This window comes from Gardnerella sp. DNF01204, assembly GCF_049244145.1.
GTDB classification, from domain to species: domain Bacteria; phylum Actinomycetota; class Actinomycetes; order Actinomycetales; family Bifidobacteriaceae; genus Bifidobacterium; species Bifidobacterium vaginale.
The window spans coordinates 573,602-593,734 of sequence record NZ_CP058379.1 but is presented as its reverse complement, the minus strand read 5'-3'; the positions used below and the strand labels follow the sequence as shown (position 1 = coordinate 593,734).

General features: G+C 41.4%; 13 protein-coding genes, 1 tRNA gene and 1 other RNA gene. 5 read left to right on the top strand and 10 right to left on the bottom strand.

Annotated features, from left to right (window positions below; translation table 11 throughout):
• Positions 1 to 55: 55 nt before the first annotated feature.
• Entirely contained in the window at positions 56 to 1,057 is a 1,002-nt protein-coding gene (locus HXT46_RS02225; protein ID WP_004115518.1) for a cation diffusion facilitator family transporter, read from the bottom strand.
• 151 nt (positions 1,058 to 1,208) lie between these two features.
• Positions 1,209 to 2,198, bottom strand: coding sequence for a tRNA (adenosine(37)-N6)-dimethylallyltransferase MiaA (gene miaA, locus HXT46_RS02220; protein ID WP_004115519.1), 990 nt, complete (start codon positions 2,196 to 2,198; stop codon positions 1,209 to 1,211).
• Positions 2,199 to 2,568: 370 nt separating this feature from the next.
• On the opposite strand from miaA, the gene HXT46_RS02215 reads away from it, so the two are divergent.
• Positions 2,569 to 3,315 carry a Panacea domain-containing protein gene (locus tag HXT46_RS02215; RefSeq protein ID WP_004112525.1) on the top strand — a complete coding sequence of 249 codons (747 nt, stop codon included), beginning with the start codon at positions 2,569 to 2,571 and terminating at the stop codon, positions 3,313 to 3,315.
• 238 nt (positions 3,316 to 3,553) lie between these two features.
• Here HXT46_RS02215 and ssrA read toward each other — a convergent pair.
• The 3 genes from ssrA to guaA all read right to left on the bottom strand — a co-directional run bounded on the left by ssrA (position 3,554) and on the right by guaA (position 7,474).
• Positions 3,554 to 3,950, bottom strand: a transfer-messenger RNA (tmRNA) gene (ssrA, locus tag HXT46_RS02210).
• Positions 3,951 to 4,132: 182 nt separating this feature from the next.
• Positions 4,133 to 5,815, bottom strand: a complete 1,683-nt coding sequence (locus tag HXT46_RS02205) for an alpha-amylase (RefSeq protein WP_421786322.1) — start codon at positions 5,813 to 5,815, stop codon at positions 4,133 to 4,135.
• Positions 5,816 to 5,911: 96 nt separating this feature from the next.
• A complete protein-coding gene (gene guaA, locus HXT46_RS02200) occupies positions 5,912 to 7,474 on the bottom strand; it encodes a glutamine-hydrolyzing GMP synthase (RefSeq protein WP_004112523.1) in 1,563 nt (520 codons plus the stop codon).
• 415 nt (positions 7,475 to 7,889) lie between these two features.
• Here guaA and HXT46_RS02195 point away from each other — a divergent pair, with 415 nt between their 5' ends.
• The 3 genes from HXT46_RS02195 (at position 7,890) to HXT46_RS02185 (ending at position 13,652) form a co-directional block, all read left to right on the top strand.
• Positions 7,890 to 10,367, top strand: coding sequence for a phosphoketolase (locus HXT46_RS02195; RefSeq protein ID WP_004112522.1), 2,478 nt, complete (start codon positions 7,890 to 7,892; stop codon positions 10,365 to 10,367).
• 251 nt (positions 10,368 to 10,618) lie between these two features.
• Entirely contained in the window at positions 10,619 to 12,283 is a 1,665-nt protein-coding gene (pta, locus tag HXT46_RS02190; RefSeq protein WP_421786227.1) for a phosphate acetyltransferase, read from the top strand.
• A gap of 139 nt (positions 12,284 to 12,422) precedes the next feature.
• Positions 12,423 to 13,652 carry an acetate/propionate family kinase gene (locus tag HXT46_RS02185; RefSeq protein WP_004112520.1) on the top strand — a complete coding sequence of 410 codons (1,230 nt, stop codon included), beginning with the start codon at positions 12,423 to 12,425 and terminating at the stop codon, positions 13,650 to 13,652.
• A 112-nt stretch (positions 13,653 to 13,764) separates the two neighbouring features.
• Here the strand turns inward: HXT46_RS02185 and aroA are convergent, their stop codons facing one another.
• The 5 genes from aroA to HXT46_RS02160 form a co-directional block, all read right to left on the bottom strand.
• Positions 13,765 to 15,135, bottom strand: a complete 1,371-nt coding sequence (aroA, locus tag HXT46_RS02180) for a 3-phosphoshikimate 1-carboxyvinyltransferase (RefSeq protein WP_421786320.1) — start codon at positions 15,133 to 15,135, stop codon at positions 13,765 to 13,767.
• A gap of 62 nt (positions 15,136 to 15,197) precedes the next feature.
• Positions 15,198 to 16,091 carry an energy-coupling factor transporter transmembrane component T family protein gene (locus tag HXT46_RS02175; protein WP_004112518.1) on the bottom strand — a complete coding sequence of 298 codons (894 nt, stop codon included), beginning with the start codon at positions 16,089 to 16,091 and terminating at the stop codon, positions 15,198 to 15,200.
• 2 nt (positions 16,092 to 16,093) lie between these two features.
• Entirely contained in the window at positions 16,094 to 17,683 is a 1,590-nt protein-coding gene (locus HXT46_RS02170; RefSeq protein ID WP_421786224.1) for an ABC transporter ATP-binding protein, read from the bottom strand.
• Between the two features lie 197 nt (positions 17,684 to 17,880).
• Positions 17,881 to 18,483 (bottom strand): ECF transporter S component, encoded by a 603-nt coding sequence (locus HXT46_RS02165; RefSeq protein WP_014554685.1) that lies wholly within the window; start codon positions 18,481 to 18,483, stop codon positions 17,881 to 17,883.
• A gap of 340 nt (positions 18,484 to 18,823) precedes the next feature.
• Positions 18,824 to 18,897, bottom strand: a tRNA-Pro gene (locus tag HXT46_RS02160).
• Positions 18,898 to 19,031: 134 nt separating this feature from the next.
• On the opposite strand from HXT46_RS02160, the gene HXT46_RS02155 reads away from it, so the two are divergent.
• Complete coding sequence (locus tag HXT46_RS02155; RefSeq protein WP_004121854.1) at positions 19,032 to 20,129, top strand: hypothetical protein; 1,098 nt, start codon at positions 19,032 to 19,034, stop codon at positions 20,127 to 20,129.
• Positions 20,130 to 20,133 lie beyond the last annotated feature (4 nt).

The following is a 20,133-nucleotide window of genomic DNA, read 5'->3' as shown; positions in this document are numbered from 1 at the left end:
ACAACACGCGTAAATGTTGCAATACAAAACTACTCAACGAAACTACTCAACGAAACTACTCATGATGTTCCGACGAACTTTGAGTGGTATATCCTTCAGGTTCTAGTTGGAATGTGGTGTGCGAAACAGAAACTGGAAAATGCTCACGCAAACAATCTTGAAGCTGGCTTAAAATATCAGCACACTGATCCATTGTTAAATCGCGCTCTACAACAACATGTGCCATAAAAATAGGCATTCCTGTAGAAACAGTACTTGCATGCAAATCGTGAACAGCAAGAACATGAGGAACGTGTTCAAGATGATCGCGAACTTTTTCTATATCCAATCCTTCCGGCGTTTGCTCAAGCAAAACTTTTACAGCATTTTTAAGCAAATGTAACGCTCTAGGAATCATCAAAATTGCAATAATCCCGCCAGCTAAAGCATCAAATCCATTCCAACTAGTACTCATCATTACTACAGCAGACACTACAACAGCAACAGATCCCAAAGCATCGTTCATTACTTCTAAAAAGGCTGCTCGCATATTCATGTTGTCTTTAGATTGAGAAACAAGAATTACAAGAGAAGCAAGATTTGCAAGCAAACCAAGAATACCAAAGAAAAGAAGCTGATTTACATCATGTATTCCATTATGATTTACACCAAAAAGACGCATACAAGATTCCACAATCGCATAAATGCCAACAAAAAGTAGAACAAGAGCACCAGCAGCAGCAGTAATTACCTCTAGCCTAGCCCAACCCCAAGTGCGCTTTGCATTAGGTCTTTTGCGCATCAAAATCGCAGTAACCGTAGATGCAGCTAAAACAGAAATATCTGTTAACATATGTCCTGCGTCAATTAACAAAGAAAGTGAATTTGTTAAAACAGATCCAATTACTTCTGCCAAGAATACAATAGACGTTAAAGCCAAAGTGATAGTTAGCTTATGCTGATGCGCATGACTTGCTTTAATAGCATCTTGCAAAGAAGCGGCATTAGTTCCAGAAGTACTTAAATCATTCTTCTCTAAGATTTCACTGGAAGAGTTTGACAAATGATGATTATTCACACAAATCTCCTATGTTCATACAAATAAGTATCTCGATATCGTTTCTCAATATCATTCCCAATATGCCTTATACGCAATGAACCCCAGCCTAAGCTAGGGTTCACGCATAAACATCTAAAGATTAATTATCTAAAAACTTATTCTATTATTACTATTCGTCAATTAACGCGCCGAGATGATGGGAAGTTGATTCGGCAATCAAATCATCTTTAAAATCGCCATTATCAGCAGCATTAATTATCTTCATTGAGACATCAACCACATCTGGCTGCAAAGCATTAACCCAATGAATACGCGAATCTCTTCCAAACCAACCCATTTGTTTTCTAGCAAGACGTTTAGTTTTCTGAGCAATATCAGCAAAAGCATCATCTTCGCTGCATAAGCCATCTAAATAGTCCATTATTTGCTTGTATCCCAAAGCTCTACTCGCAGTAACACCAAGCCTTGAGCGAATCTCTTTAACTTCGTTTACAAAACCCTGCTCGCGCATCATTTTTGTGCGAAGCTCCACTCGCGCATCCAAATCTTCTCTGTTTAAGTCCAATCCTATTTGCACACAATCAATCAAATACTTGTATTTTGGAAGAGTAGCAGAATACGGCTTTCCTGTTAACTCAATAACTTCTAGAGCGCGAATTGTTCTGCGCGAATTTCTTGGATCCATATTTTTAGCCGCCACAGGGTCCAGTTTTTGTAACTCTTCAAAAAGAGCCATTGCTCCTTGCGACTTTTCACGATCTTCCAAAGCTTTGCGAATATTAGGATCTGTACCTGGAAAAGTTATATCATCTACAGCCGCACGTGCATATAGACCAGAGCCTCCAACAAGAATTGGGCGAATACCTTTTTCTTGCAAATCGCGTATGCATTGCCTAGCAAGCGTTTGAAATTTTGCAACGCTCATGGATTCTTCTGGATCAATAATATCTATTAAATGATGCTTAATCTCGCTTTGCTCTTCTTTAGTGGCTTTTGCTGTACCAATATCCATATAACGGTACATTTGATATGCGTCTGCGTTTATAATCTCCGCTTTTACACCACGTTCAGCAAATTTCTTTGCAATTGCAATACCAAGACTCGTTTTGCCAGATGCTGTTGGACCTACAATCGAAATCACTTTCGGCGGTTTGCACACAATGCGCTCCTAATAATCATATTAAACGAACTAAAATCAACCTTAAAGAAGAATCTTTTCTACAAATTTACACAATCAAACATACATAAAAGTCAATAAAAGTAGTAGGAGATTTTGCTTCGACACCAAAGCAGTAGTTGATTACCACACTGTATTACAATCCCCATTGAGGACGACACGCGCTATTGTTGATGTGTTTTATTTTATATGGTACCGTTTTCGCTAACTTAAAACCGAATGATTTTTATTGTTTACACGTGTTCGTGCATTTTACAACTAAAATTATTCGTTCAACGTGATTTATAAAAGGATTCTATTTGGTTTTACGTTAATCATTTTGTTGTCTTTTCTGCACCGATGGAGAATAGATATGATTACTATTTCTCATGTAGCATATGCGATTTTAAAACGTTATGGGAAAATGAATATTAATCGCTTACAATTACTTTCTTACTATTGCCAAGCTTATAACCTAGCATCCACTAATTCTCCTTTGTTCTATAACAATTTTCAGGCTTGGCGCAACGGTCCAGTATGCCTAGATTTATTTAAGATGCACAGAATTAATGATGTTTTTATAGAATGTAAAGATATTGTTCTAGGACCTTATGAACTTAAAAATCATCTTACTTATTCTAATTTACTCACTATCTATAACGTTTGCGACGCTTTAATTGATTTTAGTATTGAAGAACTAGAAAATCGCGCCCGCAGTGAGATGCCATGGATTGATGCACGCAGAGGGATATTACCAAATAAGGCTAATGAAGTAGAAATATCTAAGAAAATTATTCATGATTATTACGTAAAACATCCAGTAATTAATACGAATTCACGAACAACACGAAGCAAAGAATTTAGAAAAGATGATGAAGAACTACAAAAAGACATACAAGATATAATTTCTGAACAAATTGAAAAATTTAATCAATATAATCAAGATGAAAAAGTTAGAAGAATAAGACGGGCTGAAAAAATTTTAAGAGAAAAATTAAGCATATTGAATGGGCTTAAAAATAATAAAATTTATTTTGATGAAAACATTGTTCGTATTACAGCACGACATTTTGTTGACTACATAAACAATGATATTAATGATAAAAATAAAAATAAATAAGTGGTATAGGTCAAAACATACGGCGCAAATAAGCATGCATAGGAAAATCAAAAAGCTCTAGATCTTATACCTAGAGCTTTTGCTCTGATTATTTCCGTCTGTTGTATGTGCTATATCACATATCGTACATACTTGTGTGCAAGCGGTAAACAACGCCCACTGTTCTATGCTAAAAGCGTTGGAAACATTGGGATTTGCTACAAATAACGCCACTGTTTTAGCAGTGGCGTTATTGCGTTTGTGGAGTCGCGGGGAATTGAACCCCGGTCCGGAAACCGTACCCTCGGTCTTCTACGTGCGTAGCCTGCTGGCCATTCGGCAGTTTTTCTGCCCCCATGTTATCGCAGACAATTCATGGCGAGCATATCTACAGTAAAAGTCCCTGAACTACCCTGCAGCTCGGCAATTCAAGCAAGTCTTCTAATGACGTTTAGCACCACTCCGAAGACGTGAGTGGGTAAACGGAGCAGCTGCTCACTGGTTAATCCTGGCGCGAAGCTCAGGCAGCAAGAGCGAACTCAGTGCGATTAGATTTAGCACTTATTCTTTTGCGAAAGGACGTTTACGAGTGGACTTTCGCATTCTCGGCACGCTTCCCCGCGGCGAACAGATCACCGTCGAAACCGATCGACCCCTTTTGATTTATCAAACTATCAATTAGATACTGGCATAAAGCCAGAATAATCATTATAAATAAACGTTTTAACAGAGTCAACCTGTTTTAGGCTATTGATTTATTTCAGACTAATCCAAAGACTAATCCAAAGACTAATCCAAAGACTAATCCAAAGACTAATCCAAAGACTAATCCAATAAATCACTTACCTTTAGTCTCACCTGTTTTAACACCATCACTATTGCCTTTGGCAAGCTTCTTCGATTTTTCAACAAATCTTCTATTAACAACAAACGTACAAATTGACGCAACAAACACGCAAATAAATATTGTAACGTTTCTAGCTCTAGCATTTCCAAGACTTTTTACAGCATTAACATGAAGAGCAACAGCAGATTCCGCATCAACAGTGGTCTTTACTTTTCCGTCACTAACGCTCACAGTTTTAGTGCAATCTTTAGACTCATAAACATTGCAATATTCACCATCTGGCAAGTCAGTCTTATAACTCACTTTTTGCGGCTCTTCCGTATTGTTAATCGCAAGAAAACCCTTGTTTCCTCGGCTAAACGCAACGTTATTATCGTCATCATCTTGCCAATTAGTAACCTTAGTGCCCCTAACAGCGTTGTAGAACCCAATCATTCCGCGAATCGAAGTTAACCTTTGCGTGCATTGCCACTTAGAATCCTTTGCACAACTCACATCAGGAATCGAAGTTTGCGTAGCTCCAGGCGCTCCCTCATCTCGTTTTGTAAACTCATAACCAGAAAACACATTTGGAGTTCCATATGGATACGCCAACATAAACGCGTTTGCAAGCTCGTATTTTTTACCATCTTTATACGTCAAAACTCTGCTTGCATTATCTCGCTCAGTATCCCAATTTGTAACGAAAATCGCAGCCTTTTTGCTTGGAATCAACTTATCTGTAATATGTTTAAGATTCTCAATAGACCCATAAAAATAGTTTCTAAGCCTATAAGAGTACTCAAATTCATTCACTTCACCAGTTTGCAAATATTGGTTTGGCTGAATTCTAGGGTCTTGCTCAGAAAACCCTATTGTTTCTTGCATCCACCAAATCTTATCTGGCGTTGTTCCAGCAGCCTCTGCAGCTGCATCTTTTATTCCCTTTACATCTTGCGGAGACATGTGTTTTGCTGCATCAACTCTAAACCCAGCCACTCCAAGCTTTAGCATATGCGCAAAGTACTCTCCCAAAGTTTTTTGCACATGAGGATTAGAAGTGTCCAAATCCAACAGTCCAACAAGTCGATGCGTCCAAACGATTTCTGCTTTTCGATACGTGTTGATATTTTCTGTTGACTTATGAAAATCGTCTTTTGTATATCCAGCATCTGGGAACGATTGATTTGCAGCATCATACTTGCTTCCACCAACGCCAACAGTGTCTTTGTTTGCAAAACCAGTTGTGTGGTTTATTACCGCATCTGCAATAATTCCAACACCCGAAGCTTTGCACGTTGTAATCATCTTTTTAAACTCGTCTTCTGTGCCAAGTTTTGAATTTAGCTTATAGCTTACAGGTTGATAGCTTGTCCACCATTGGTCACCTTTAATGTGATCTTGCGGAGGCGAAACTTGCACGTACTTTACGCCTTCTGGACCGTACGTCTTTTTGCATTCCTTAGCTATGCTTTTCCAATTTTGTTGGAACGCTGTGACTATTACGCCTTTTTGTATAGTTTTTTGAGATGATTTTGCGCCAGCATATGCAATCGCTGGGCCGCTTACGACTACTGCTCCCGCCAAAATCGTAGCAACACAAGATGTTATAGCCGCAACTCTTGCCAACACAAACTTTAGCTTTACAAACATCTTTTTATTGAAGCTCGTAAATACCTTTATGCTGTGGATCATCATTGTTCCTTTCTGCAAGAATCGCGGCTTTACTTTGTTCTTACTCTTACTTTATTCTTTTTAGAGCCAGATTCTACCTCACTATATTAGGACTATCTATTCCCACTCAATCGTGGCAGGCGGCTTAGAGGTTACATCAAGCACAACGCGATTAATCTGGCGACATTCGTTTGTGATTCGAGTAGAAATCTTTGCTAATACATCGTAAGGAACTCGCGACCAATCAGCAGTCATAGCATCCTCAGAACTTACTGGTCGAAGCACAATTGGAGATCCATATGTGCGCTCGTCTCCTTGAACTCCAACAGAGTGAACATCTGCCAAAAGAACAACTGGGCATTGCCAAATATCGCGATCTAATCCAGCTGCCGAAAGCTCTTCGCGCGCAATCGCATCTGCTTCTCTAAGAACAGCTAAACGCTCGCGAGTAATCTCGCCAACAATGCGAATTCCCAATCCTGGGCCTGGGAACGGCTGGCGCCACACAATAGCGTCTGGAAGCCCAAGCTCCGTACCAATTGCGCGAACTTCATCCTTAAACAAAGTGCGTAAAGGCTCAATAAGCTTAAACTTTAAGTCCTTTGGCAAGCCGCCAACATTGTGATGCGACTTAATGTTTGCAGCACCGTCTCCGCCACCAGATTCCACAACATCTGGGTAAAGTGTGCCTTGTACAAGGAACTTAACTTCTGCTCCAGATTTTCCAGCTTCTTCAATAACTTGACGTTGTGCTTTTTCAAATGTGCGAATAAACTTTTCGCCAATAATCTTGCGCTTGCGCTCTGGCTCGCTCACGCCTTTAAGCGCATCTAAAAAGTCATCTTCTGCATCCACTGCAATAAGCTTGATTCCAGTGGCCTCAACAAAATCGTGCTTCACTTGCTCAACTTCGCCTTTACGGAGAAGGCCATGGTCTACAAAAACGCAAGTGAGCTGATCTCCGATTGCTTTATGTACCAGTGCTGCTGCAACTGCGGAATCGACTCCTCCAGAAAGTCCGCAAATAACTTGTGCATCTCCAACTTCAGCGCGAATCTTTGCAACCTGATCTTCTATAATATTCGAAGGATTCCAATCATTTTCCAATCCTGCACACTCGTGCAAAAATGTGGAAATCAGCTTTTGACCTAAAGGCGTATGCTTGACTTCTGGATGCCATTGCACTCCGTAAAGCTTGCGACTTTTGTCTTGCATAGCTGCAACTGGAGCGCCTTGAGTGTGAGCAAGCACCTCGAATCCTTCTGGCGCGCTCTTAACTGCCACTCCGTGACTCATCCAAGTATTTTGATCTAATGGAGAATTAGCAAGCAATCCTTCTGCTTCATCAATAGTTGCATGCGTTTTTCCGTACTCACCCAATGCAGCTTTGTCTACAACGCCACCAAGCTCGTGAGCCATAACTTGGAATCCGTAGCAAATTCCGAGCACTGGAACTCCTGCTTCAAAAATCTTTGTGTCAATTTTTGGCGCTCCTGGCTCATAAACGGAAGCAGGCCCGCCAGAGAGAATTATGGCTTTTGGATCTTTTGCCAGCATTTCTTCTACTGGCATAGAGTGCGGAACAAGCTCCGAATAAACGTTTGCTTCCCTCACTCTTCTAGCGATTAGCTGGGCATATTGGGCACCGAAGTCAACTACAAGTACCGGACCTTTTGCCATGATTCTCCTTATTTACACGCTTCTTATATATTCCTTATTTATCACTTTATTTTTTGCAAATGTTTTAAAGGTGATATTTAAGGCTGATTCATTTTATACTAATGGCGCTTTGCGACGTTGCAGCGCTTCGAAACGCCGTGACTTATCTAGTTTTAAAACCAATCAAGCTTTATATAGCAATAAAGTGAACATAAAACATAACATAAATGATAATTTTAAGAAAATTTTTGCGAACACTTTAACACATTTTTTCAACAAAATCGCACGTAGTGAGTAATCAAACGCACAAAAGTCAAAAGCTGTTACTATACTGAGAATGATGGAAAAAGAGGCTAATACATTCGTTTTTCAGCCTCTATAACCAAATGGTAATGATTAAAATTGCACTGAAAAGTGCTTGAGTACAGGAGTACACATGACGAGTCCTGTTATTGGCACCCCTTGGAAGAAGCTAAATGCTCCAGTTTCTGAGGCGGCCATCGAAGGCGTAGACAAGTATTGGCGCGTAGCAAACTATCTCGCAATCGGTCAGATTTATCTTCGCAGCAACCCTCTAATGAAGGAGCCATTTACTCGCGAAGATGTTAAGCATCGTCTGGTAGGTCACTGGGGCACTACTCCAGGCCTTAACTTCCTTATTGGACACATCAACCGCTTTATCGCTGATCACCAGCAGAATACTGTAATCATCATGGGTCCAGGCCACGGCGGCCCAGCTGGTACTGCTCAGTCCTACCTCGACGGCACATACACTGAATATTATCCAAAGATCACTAAGGACGAAGCTGGCTTACAGAAGTTCTTCCGTCAGTTCTCTTACCCAGGCGGTATTCCTTCTCACTTCGCTCCTGAAACACCAGGTTCCATCCACGAAGGTGGTGAGCTTGGTTATGCACTTTCTCACGCTTACGGCGCTGTTATGAACAACCCAAGCTTGTTCGTTCCAGCAATCGTCGGCGATGGCGAAGCTGAAACTGGTCCTTTGGCCACTGGTTGGCAGTCCAACAAGCTTGTGAACCCACGTACCGACGGTATCGTGCTTCCAATCTTGCACTTGAACGGTTATAAGATTGCTAACCCAACTATTCTTTCCCGTATTTCTGACGAAGAGCTTCATGAGTTCTTCCACGGCATGGGTTACGAACCATACGAGTTCGTTGCTGGCTTCGACGATGAGGATCATCTTTCCATCCACCGTCGCTTCGCTGACATGTTCGAAACCATCTTCGATGAGATTTGCGATATTAAGGCTGAAGCTCAGACTAACGATGTAACTCGTCCTTACTACCCAATGATCATCTTCCGCACTCCAAAGGGTTGGACCTGCCCGAAGTTCATCGACGGCAAGAAGACCGAAGGCTCTTGGCGTGCACACCAGGTGCCACTGGCATCTGCTCGCGATACCGAAGCTCACTTCGAGGTTTTGAAGAACTGGATGAAGTCCTACAAGCCTGAAGAGCTCTTCGACGAAAAGGGTGCTGTTAAGGAAGACGTTCTTTCCTTCATGCCAAAGGGCGAACTCCGTATTGGTGAAAATCCAAACGCCAACGGTGGTCGTATTCGTGAAGATTTGAAGCTTCCAAAGCTTGAGGATTACGAAGTCAAGGAAGTTAAGGAATTCGGTCACGGCTGGGGTCAGCTCGAAGCTACCCGTCGTCTTGGCGTTTACACTCGCGACATCATCAAGAACAACCCAGATTCCTTCCGTATCTTTGGCCCAGATGAGACCGCTTCCAACCGTTTGCAGGCTGCTTACGAGGTAACCAACAAGCAGTGGGATGCTGGCTACCTTTCTGGCTTAGTCGATGAGCACATGGCTGTTACCGGCCAGGTCACCGAACAGCTTTCCGAGCATCAGATGGAAGGCTTCCTCGAGGGCTACTTGCTCACTGGTCGTCACGGCATCTGGAGCTCTTATGAGTCCTTCGTACACGTCATCGATTCCATGTTGAACCAGCACGCAAAGTGGCTTGAAGCTACCGTTCGTGAGATTCCATGGCGTAAGCCAATCTCCTCTGTGAACTTGTTGGTATCCTCTCACGTGTGGCGTCAGGATCACAACGGCTTCTCGCATCAGGATCCAGGCGTAACTTCCGTGCTCTTGAACAAGACCTTCAACAACGATCACGTGATTGGAATCTACTTCCCAGTAGATTCCAACATGTTGCTTGCTGTTGCTGAAAAGGCTTACAAGTCCACCAACATGATTAACGCCATCTTCGCTGGTAAGCAGCCAGCTGCTACTTGGTTGACTCTCGACGAAGCTCGCGAAGAGCTCGAGAAGGGTGCTGCTGAGTGGAAGTGGGCTTCCAACGCTAAGAACAATGACGAAGTTCAGGTTGTTCTCGCTGGTGTTGGTGATGTTCCACAGCAGGAATTGATGGCAGCTGCCGACAAGTTGAACAAGCTTGGCGTTAAGTTCAAGGTTGTTAACGTTGTTGACTTGCTCAAGTTGCAGTCCGCTAAGGAAAACAACGAAGCTTTGACTGACGAAGAGTTCACTGATCTCTTCACTGCTGACAAGCCAGTCCTCTTCGCTTATCACTCCTACGCACATGACGTTCGCGGCTTGATTTACGATCGTCCAAACCACGACAACTTCAACGTTCATGGCTACAAGGAGCAGGGCTCCACCACCACGCCATACGATATGGTTCGCGTGAACGACATGGATCGTTACGAGCTTACTGCTGAAGCATTGCGCATGGTTGACGCTGCTAAGTATGCCGACGAAATCAAGAAGCTCGAGGACTTCCGCCTCGAAGCCTTCCAGTATGCAGTCGACAAGGGTCTTGATCACCCAGACTACACCGATTGGGTATGGCCAGGCGTTAAGACCGACAAGCCAGGCGCTGTCACCGCTACCGCTGCAACCGCTGGCGATAACGAGTAGTTTTAAGCTATCAATGCTAAAATTGCTTAGTTGATTTTTAGGGAGTCAATCGAAAGGTTGGCTCCCTAAAAAATTAATAAAAAATATGCAAAAAATTAAAAAATCAGCTTGTTGTTCCGCAAATAGCTCTAGAATAACTAGAGGATTCTTCGTTTGATATGTAAATTTTTCAACGTTGAAATACGAAGAATAGTAAAACGAAAATGCAATGCAAAATAGAATAAACACAGACGCATCAAAGGAGAAAAGTCGTGTCGTTAGTTAACGTAACTATTATCAGCGCAGATTGCGCACAAAGTCGCAATGTCGTAGCACTAGGAGTTACAAAAGCTCTTTCAAGTCATTATCCAACAACTGTTTTTAGACCATCCGCAAAGCATGATGACGCGTTTACAAGCGAATTAATAGCATCAAGCAATACAAAACCGACTCTAGAACAAGTGATCGCAGCATGCCCATGCGCAGTTCGTAAAAACAAAGATACACTAAGAGGAGACATTGTAGCTCACTTCAACGAGCTGATTAGCGTGACGAACGCTCAAGGATGCGTTATTGTAGCAAGCGATTCTACTTCTGTATTTGATCCAGATTTATTCCGATTTGATGCAAGTGTGGCAGCCGACTTAGCTTCTCCAGTGTTCCTAAGCATTTGCGCAGAAGGCAGAGATAGCAAGCAAATCTTGCAAACAATCGAAGCACAATGTGCAAGCGTTAGCAAAGAATACACAAAAGTATTAGGCGTATTTGTAACTGATTGCAAAGAAGACTTAGCAAAAGAAGTAAAAGAAAACTACGCTCAAAACAATAATGGCACTCCACTTTGGACTTTGCCTTCTATAAGCGAATCAGAATCAGAATCAGATAAATTCAACGATTATGTAGCAGATGAAGAGATTATTAGCGCTTTGAAACAGCCATTTAATGCACCTACTACCCCGTACGCCTTCCAATACAGCTTGCTTGGAAAAGCTAAAGCAAATAAGAAAACAATTGTGCTTCCAGAAGGCGAAGAAGACCGCATTCTAAAAGCAGCTGACTATTTGCTAGAACGAGACATTGTAAACCTTATTATTGTTGGAGAACGCGAATCTATTCTTGCAAGAGGACAAGAGCTTGGATTAGAGTCTCTTAGCAAAGCAAGCTTCCAATCTATGAGCGACGAAGAGGTTCTTAGCAAAATGATTAGCAAGCTTTGCGAATTGCGCGCAAAGAAAGGCATGACCGAAGAGCAAGCTAGAGAACAGCTTAAAGACGCAAGCTACTTTGGCACAATGCTAGTGGTACTTGGATTAGCAGACGGACTTGTTTCTGGCTCTGTTAACTCAACAGCAAATACTGTGCGCCCTGCTCTTCAAGTTATTAAAACTAAGCCTGGATCTAAGCTTGTTTCTGGCGCATTCATTATGTGCTTTAAGGATCATGTAGCAGTATTTGCTGATTGTGCTATTAATCTGAACCCAGACGCTGAGCAATTGGCTGACATTGCTCTTCAATCTGCACAAACCGCTAAAGCTTTCGGATTAGATCCTAAAGTTGGAATGCTATCTTACTCCACTCTTGGATCTGGAAAAGGCCCAGACGTTGATTTAGTTGAGGAAGCTACAAGTCTTGTAAAAGAAAAAGACCCAGATTTGAAAGTTGTTGGATCTATTCAATTTGACGCTGCATGGTCTGAAACTGTTGCTGCGTCCAAAGCTAAAGGAAATGATGTAGCAGGTCACGTAAATGTGTTTGTGTTCCCAGATTTATGCGCTGGAAACATTGGATATAAGGCTGTTCAGCGCTCTAGCGGCGCTTTAGCTGTTGGACCAATCCTACAAGGATTAAACAAGCCTGTTAACGACTTGTCTAGAGGAGCGTTGGTTCAAGATATTATTAACACTGTTGCTCTTACAGCATTGGAAGCACAATTCTAACAATAAATAACAAATTTAATAAATAGGTAAGTTCCTGCAGAGATTCTGACTAATAAAACCTACTCATTGTAGGAACTTACCTGTACACTTAAACGTGGCAATTTACTAGCCTTATCAACACTTTATGGAGGATTCCCTCATGGCAAAAACCGTTCTTGTTATCAATTCTGGTTCTAGTTCGATTAAATACCAGCTCGTCGATTTGGAAAGCGGCGAAGGTATTGCATCTGGTATTGTAGAAAAAATTGGCGAGCCAGTTGACGGACACTACAAGCACGTATTCAATGGCGAAAAGCATGAGTTTGACGAGCCAGTGCATGATCACGAGCAAGGCTTAAAGCGCGTACTCGGCTTCTTCGAGGAATATGGTCCAAATCTTTCCAAGTCTGGAATCGTAGCTGTTGGACACCGCGTTGTTCAGGGTGGCTTAACATTCCCTAAGCCTGCATTAGTAAACAAAAAGACCATTAATAAGGTGAAGGATTTGGCTGTTTTGGCTCCACTTCACAACGGTCCTGAGGCTGTTGGCGCTGAAGTCATGACTGAACTTTTGCCAGATGTTCCACAAATTATGGTGTTCGATTCTTCGTTCTTCCACGATTTGCCACAAGTTGCTGCAACTTACGCATTAAACAAAGATATTGCAAACCAGTACCACATTCGTCGCTATGGCGCTCACGGCACTTCCCACGAATACATTGGCTCTGTAGTTCCAAGCGTTGTTGGAAAGCCTGCAGAAGGCTTAAAGCAGATTGTTTTGCACATTGGCAATGGCGCTTCTGCTTCCGCTCAGATTTCTGGCAAGCCAGTTGAAACTTCTATGGGCTTGACTCCTCTCGAAGGTTTAATGATGGGCGGCCGCACTGGAGATATTGACCCAGCCGTAGTGTTCCACCTTATTCGCAACGCTCACATGAACGTAGACGAGCTTGATACGCTCTTCAACAAGCGTTCTGGCATGATGGGTATGACTGGCCACGGCGATTTGCGAGACATTCACAATCTAATTGCAGAAGGCGACGAAGACGCTAAGCTTGCTCTCGGCGTGTACGTTCACCGCATTGTTGGCTATATTGGCAACTACACTGCTCAAATGGGCGGCGTGGACGTAATCACATTCACCGCTGGCGTTGGCGAAAACGACGAGATTGTTCGCGCTCTTGTGTGCGAAAAGCTTGCTCCATTCGGCGTTAAGCTCGATAAAGAGAAGAACTTGGTTCGTTCTAAGGAGCCACGCATTATTTCCACTCCAGATAGCTCTGTAATTATTGCTGTAATCCCAACTAACGAAGAGTTGGCAATCGCTCGAAAGTCTGCACAAATTGCAGAAGATGGAGTCGATTCTTACGGCAACAAGTTTGAACGCTAAATCGTAGTGTAAAACAACGTAACGTAAAAACGTAACACATAAATAATCCCGGGTTAAAAAAACTCGGGATTATTTGTTATTTAAGCATATTATTTAAGCTCACTATTTAGGCTCACTCTTTAAGCATGTTATTCCACATTGTTGGAAAATCAGGAAGCGTTTTGCGCGTAGTGGCAATATTTTTTACGCTTATATTAGATATACGAAGCCCTAACATTGATGCAAAAGTTGCCATGCGATGATCCGCATAAGTCTCCATCACTTCCCCATGCATATTTTTGCTAGGAATAATACGAATTCCATCATCTAGCTCTTCTGCGCCTATTCCAACGCGATTTAGTTCCGTAACTATTGCACTCAAGCGGTTTGTTTCGTGGCCTCTTAGATGCGCAATACCGCGTAACTCGCTTACACTGTCTGCAAACGCAAGAATCGCAGCAATACTTGGCGCAACCTCGCCAGCAGCAGCCAAATCAAGCGACTTAATAGCACGAATTTTTCCGCTACCAGTTACGCACAATGTTGAAGAATCTGATCTAGAATGCTCAAAAACAATTTTTGCGCCCATTTGCTCAAGAATCCCAGGCAACAATCCCCCAGGCTGAGTCGTTTTAAGCGGCCAATTAGGGATTTTAACGCATCCGCCAGCAATCAACGCTGCTCCAATAAAAGGCGCCGCGTTAGAAAGATCTGGCTCTACAACAACTTCATGTGGCAAAGTCAAATCATGTTCTTTAACACGCCATACTCCGCTTTCTGGCATATCTACCGCTCCGCCAGCTTTGCGCACATCTTCCATTGTCATTTGAATATGCGGCATACTAGGCAATTTGCTTCCAATATGCTCGATTTGTAGCCCTCCTGGAACACGAGATGCAATTAGCAGAAGTGCAGATATAAATTGAGACGATGACGAAGAGTCGATACGAATAACGCGATTATTGCAAGAATTTTGCGCGTCATTTATACCATATGATTCAAGATTTTTAGGCGGAATAACGCTAAATGGTAAGAATCCGACTTTTCCGTGATATACGATTTTTGCGCCCAATTGTTCCAATCCATCTAGAACAGGCTTCATTGGACGAGCATATGCTTGCTCATCTCCATCAAATTTCACACAATTATTTGCAAACAGCGCTAAAGCCGTTACAAAACGCATAACCGTTCCAGCTAAGCCGCAATTAACAACCGCACAATCATCTACACTAAAAACGCCATTTTTGGGCGGAATAACGCAAATTGTTGTACCATCGCAGCTTAGCGAATCGCATTTAACTCCAAATACGCTTAGCGCGTTAATCATAAGTTCCGTATCTCTTGACCGCAACAATCCCTTTAGAACAACTGGTTTTTTACCAAGAGCTGCTAAAATCAAATAACGATTAGACAATGATTTGCTTCCAGGAATATTCACTGTTGCATTCAAAGGCATATTGCACGATGGAGCTTGCCAAACATCATCATGATTATAAGGATTCATTATTTCGCTCATATTATGAATACTATCTATAAATATGTACGCATTGTAATTTTCACAATGCTTTACATATGAATAAACGCATTATGCCAATATCCTGTTTGTATTGAAGCATATAAAGCAATAGCAGGAACAGCAATGCAAATTACATAAAATATCCAATCGTATGCTGTTAACTTCGATTTTCGTGCTGGAACACGTTTAATACTACTTCCAAAAGCCCTAGCTTCCATAGCTGTAGCAAGTTTCGTACCTCTGCGAATAGATAACACGAGCAAACCAAAAGATTGCGAAAGCATGCGCTGTAACGCTTTACCATCCGATATACCACGAGACCTGCGAGCTAAACCAAAAGCACGCCAATCATTTTGCAATAGACTAAACATTCTCAATCCAGCTAATGCTCCGTACACAAATCGTGGAGAAAAATGCAAAATCTGCACTAAGCCGTCTGCTAAATCAGTTGGATCTAATCCAATGGCTAATATAACGCCTGGAACTGCTACAGATGCAACACGAACAAACGTACAAATTGCCAAATACAATGATCCTTGGCTTATATGCATCCAGCCAAACTTAAATATATCATCTCCAGAACTTTGGCCATATAAAAGCACAGATATAAAGCTACCAGAAGCAGCAATCCAAACTGGCCAAGTATGGCGTAAAACATACCAAGGAGTTACTCCAGCAATTGCAAATAACAGTATATCTAAACCAAATGCAATAGAAGCAGAAACAATATCTAATGTAACGAACATAGGCAAGCAAAGTAATAACGCTCCAATAAAACGACTTATTGGATTAAGCTTACGAATAAACCAAGAAGGCGAAACTAGTCGTTCACTTTCTAAACGTTTAGAAGACGCTGTTACATCAATATGCGAAACTTTTAATAAACTTTCAAAGTCTTTAACTTTAATACTAGACGATTCTTCTGCACTACTAGTTTTATTCACTTCTACTCATTCCCTTCGCTATAGTTATGAGCGGACTCTACGATTTTTTCGTACTCAACTCTTATTACTCTTGCCTCTAAAGACTTTACAAGCTCATCATCGTGAGTAACAACAATCACCGCTGAGCCATTATCACGTATTTGCGCAATAAGTTTTACCATTGCTGTCCAAGTTTTAAAATCTTGTCCAAAAGTAGGCTCATCCATAATAACGACACGTGGAGCAGCAGCTAAAAGCGTAGCTACAGAAAGTCTACGTTTTTCTCCTCCAGATAATGTATAAGGATTAGCAAGAGCAAAACGCTTCAAATCCATACGTTCAAGCATGCTATCGGCAATATCGTAAAATTCCTTTTCGCTTTTTCCTTGCTTTTTAGGCCCTACGGCAACTTCATCTCTTACAGAAGATGTTATGAATTGATGTTCTGGCTCCTGAAACACCATGCCAACTCGCCCTAATAATTCTTGACTTTTCCAAGTAAAAAGATTATTTTTACGTCGTTTTGGCACATACTTTTCCATCATGCACACACTGCCAGCAATTGGTTTTAATAATCCTGCAAGCGTTAACGCTAGCGTGGTTTTACCAGCACCATTAGGCCCCATTAAAGCCGTTACTTCGCCAAAACGAAAAGCTATATTAACATGTTCCGCTAGTGGCAGAGTTCTTCCAAAAGAGCAATCATTAGTATAGAGCGCAACAGATTCTTTCGCATCTTTGATTTCGCCATCGATTTCGCCATTAATTCTGCCATCGCAATGTTTAGGAGCAAAAGATTTAACTGTTCTTCCTGGAACCCAAGCACCACCTTTTGCAAGCATATCGCCATACTTTTCAAAAACATCCTCAGGTTTACCGTCTGCAATAACGCATCCTACATTTGAATCATTATTATTTTCGTTTTTTCCAATAACAATAACTCTATCAATCAAATCCAGCCACACATCAATATGATGTTCAACTACAATCATTGTAGAACCTGTTTTTTTAAGAATATTCGCTACAGCATCATGCACTTGCTGAACACCTTCAGGATCAAGATTAGCTGTAGGCTCATCCAACAGCAGCAATCCAGGATGCATTGCAAGCACTCCTGCTAAAGCAAGACGTTGCCTTTGGCCTCCAGATAAAGATTGTGTTGAGCGTCTAAGACCCTGACTTCCTTGAGTAATATTGTCTAAACCAACAGCTTTTAGCGAAAGCTTTACGCGATTCCAAGTCTCTTCGCTATCAACTCCAAGATTCTCACTTCCAAAAGCTACATCGTCGCCTACTCTTTCAAGAATGATTTGTGAATCTGGATCTTGCATAACAAGTCCAACTTTTCCGCGAGCATCTCTAGCATGAACACCACCGATTAGAAGGCTACCTTCTTCCATACCTTCTGTTTCATCGCCTAAAACACCTGCTAAACCAGCCATAAATGTGCTTTTCCCAGCGCCAGAAGCACCTAAAAGCAACACATGTTCACCAGGCTTAATATCAATATTTACATTCCTCAACACAAAATCTTTGCGAGTAGCGTGTCTCCAACCCCAGTTTTTAGCAACTACGCTAGCTGGAGTCCATTCAGTTTTATTCACAAATTGCATACAAACAAACTTTCATTGCATAGCAAAACTTTCATTGCATAGCAAAATCTAAAATATAAAAATTGCATAACACAATTTCAAAAATATAAAGTAAAACAAATACGAAATATAAGCATCATACGAGTAAACTACCGTGTTTTGTACTTTTTACACAAAACACGATAGTTTACAAGCTGCAATGAGTATTTAGATATAACTCACACTAATGCTTGAGGACGGCCTGATTCAAAACGATCAAGCACGCCCGTTGCAGCTAATGCTTTTTGAACAAACCACACTACAACGCCTGCAACAATAAAACCAGAAATAATAGAAGTAACTAGATTTGCAACAATATACTGAGTACTCCAGCCTTGACCGCCGCTAACCCAATTATAAATAAAGCAAGCTACGCCTGCTAACGATCCAGATATTGCAGTGGAAAGCAAATTCCATGTTTTATACATAAAGAAAATGAATGCAAGTTCAGCGCCAACACCTTGAATAATGCCGACGATTAACGATCCGCCAACACCCCATTGATTTCCTAACATAAGTTCCACAAAAGCAGCAAGAGTTTCAGCAAACAATGCAGCACCAGGCTTACGCACGATTATTGCAGCTAAAGGTCCAGCAAAAAGCCAAAAACCATTAGATAAACCTTCAGCACCAGGCAACAGGCTTGCAAAAAGATTAGTAGGAGCTGCGCACACAATATCCCAAGCCCAGAATAATACGCCAGATGCAACAGCGATAATAGCAGCTATGACGATATCAAGAATACGCCAGCGATTAGAATGTTCCATTGAAACATTAGTCATAATAAGTGCCTTTCTTCAATATTGAAAGATTTGGGCACGGGAAAAGAGCGACATCCGTTGCTAACATTACTTAGCACACGTTCAATCGGTCGAAGCTTTCGCTTCCTCTCAGCCAGAAACGGCTCCCGAGTCAAATATTTATAATCACAATGTAAGAATCCAACGCAAATAATGCATCAAAAACTCACCTTTACAAGAATACACATAGAGTACTTTTTTGTATAGTAAGTGTTGAAAATGCAAATACGCAATTTTGTATAAGTATATAAGTACACAACTACGTACACAGTTTGATTAAAAATTACACAAAAACAAGCAAATACAAGCAAATACAAAAAAGTCGGGGTGACAGGATTCGAACCTGCGACATCCTGCTCCCAAAGCAGGCGCGCTACCAAACTGCGCTACACCCCGAGGCTTCCAAGCTGACTACCAGCTCCAAGCACAATCAACTACAATAGCGCACATCGCAGACAAACGCAAATTTGCAACACGCGCGATAGAATATAAATAGCATTGAAAATAGGCGATAGATTTTAGAGGTTAGCATGGGGCGTTTTCAGCGTGCAGAGGCGGCTGGATTAATAGCTTTTTTAGCTTGTGCAATATTCAGCATAGTCGTAATGTCTGTATACATGAAAACTATGCCAGCGATTTGGCAAGTTACGCAACGATTATTTACGGTAGCATCTGGAATAGTGGCTATTTGCAGCATGTGTACTTTTGTAGTCGGATATTTAAGAACACACAAAGAAATACTTAAAAAGAATTGGCTGCAAATTGCAAAACATGCTTTTGAAATAATCGCATTATCTACGATTTATGGCGCAACAATGCTGCTTATGTCTTTTGCTCTGCTTTCTATAATCAATAGCATTATTGGAAGAAGCGCAGTAAACAGTTATCTTCCTGTACTTTGTTGTGCTTTAAGTGGAATTGTTGGATACGCAACTCTGGTTCAAGCGGAACTCTTAGAGGCGAAAACCGTTGCATCACTGCTACCACTATTTGTGATTTCTGGTGCAGCAACAGCTGGATTGACATCCGACGACCCGTATTGGTACAACAATAACTTCTCTCAACTAGGAGATAAAACAACATTTGCTGCAAGCATGTTTAATGCTACGCTGATTTTAGCTGGAATATGCATTATTATTACAAGCTACTTTGCTATAACAGAGTTCGTTGCCACTCAGAAAGAAATTTTGCAACATAAAGACGCTAATATTACAAAACACTTTAAAACTAGAACCACCATTATGGCTACATTACTAATTTTGGGGGGAATTGCGTTTATTGGCATAGGAACATTTAGATACACTCCTCACCCAGTTATACATGATTTATGTGCAAGAGGTGTTACTGGTCTTATTTGTACTATGCTTATTTGCCTTCCTTGGCTTGCTCCTAGACTTTCTAAAACATTCTACGTAGCTTCAGATTTAGCAGTAGTCCTTACCGCATGGGTTGGAAACCAATGGGTACATGGTCATAACACATTAACTAACGTAGAAGCATTATCTTGTTTACTCTTTTTAGGATGGATAATAGTATTTTCAAGACAGGTCGCCGCAATGCAAAGCGACCGTTTGCAAATTAAAATAAATGAACATTCTAAAAACAATATTAAATATGATATAGGTTAATCAA

Excerpts from the sequence above, each read along its gene's own strand:
- guaA (WP_004112523.1), bottom strand. The coding sequence starts at position 7,474 with ATGGCAAAAGGTCCGGTACTTGTAGTTGACTTCGGTGCCCAATATGCC.
- HXT46_RS02215 (WP_004112525.1), top strand. The coding sequence starts at position 2,569 with ATGATTACTATTTCTCATGTAGCATATGCGATTTTAAAACGTTATGGG.
- HXT46_RS02170 (WP_421786224.1), bottom strand. The coding sequence starts at position 17,683 with ATGCAATTTGTGAATAAAACTGAATGGACTCCAGCTAGCGTAGTTGCT.
- aroA (WP_421786320.1), bottom strand. The coding sequence starts at position 15,135 with ATGAATCCTTATAATCATGATGATGTTTGGCAAGCTCCATCGTGCAAT.
- HXT46_RS02155 (WP_004121854.1), top strand. The coding sequence starts at position 19,032 with ATGGGGCGTTTTCAGCGTGCAGAGGCGGCTGGATTAATAGCTTTTTTA.
- HXT46_RS02195 (WP_004112522.1), top strand. The coding sequence starts at position 7,890 with ATGACGAGTCCTGTTATTGGCACCCCTTGGAAGAAGCTAAATGCTCCA.
- HXT46_RS02165 (WP_014554685.1), bottom strand. The coding sequence starts at position 18,483 with ATGACTAATGTTTCAATGGAACATTCTAATCGCTGGCGTATTCTTGAT.
- HXT46_RS02205 (WP_421786322.1), bottom strand. The coding sequence starts at position 5,815 with ATGATCCACAGCATAAAGGTATTTACGAGCTTCAATAAAAAGATGTTT.
- HXT46_RS02185 (WP_004112520.1), top strand. The coding sequence starts at position 12,423 with ATGGCAAAAACCGTTCTTGTTATCAATTCTGGTTCTAGTTCGATTAAA.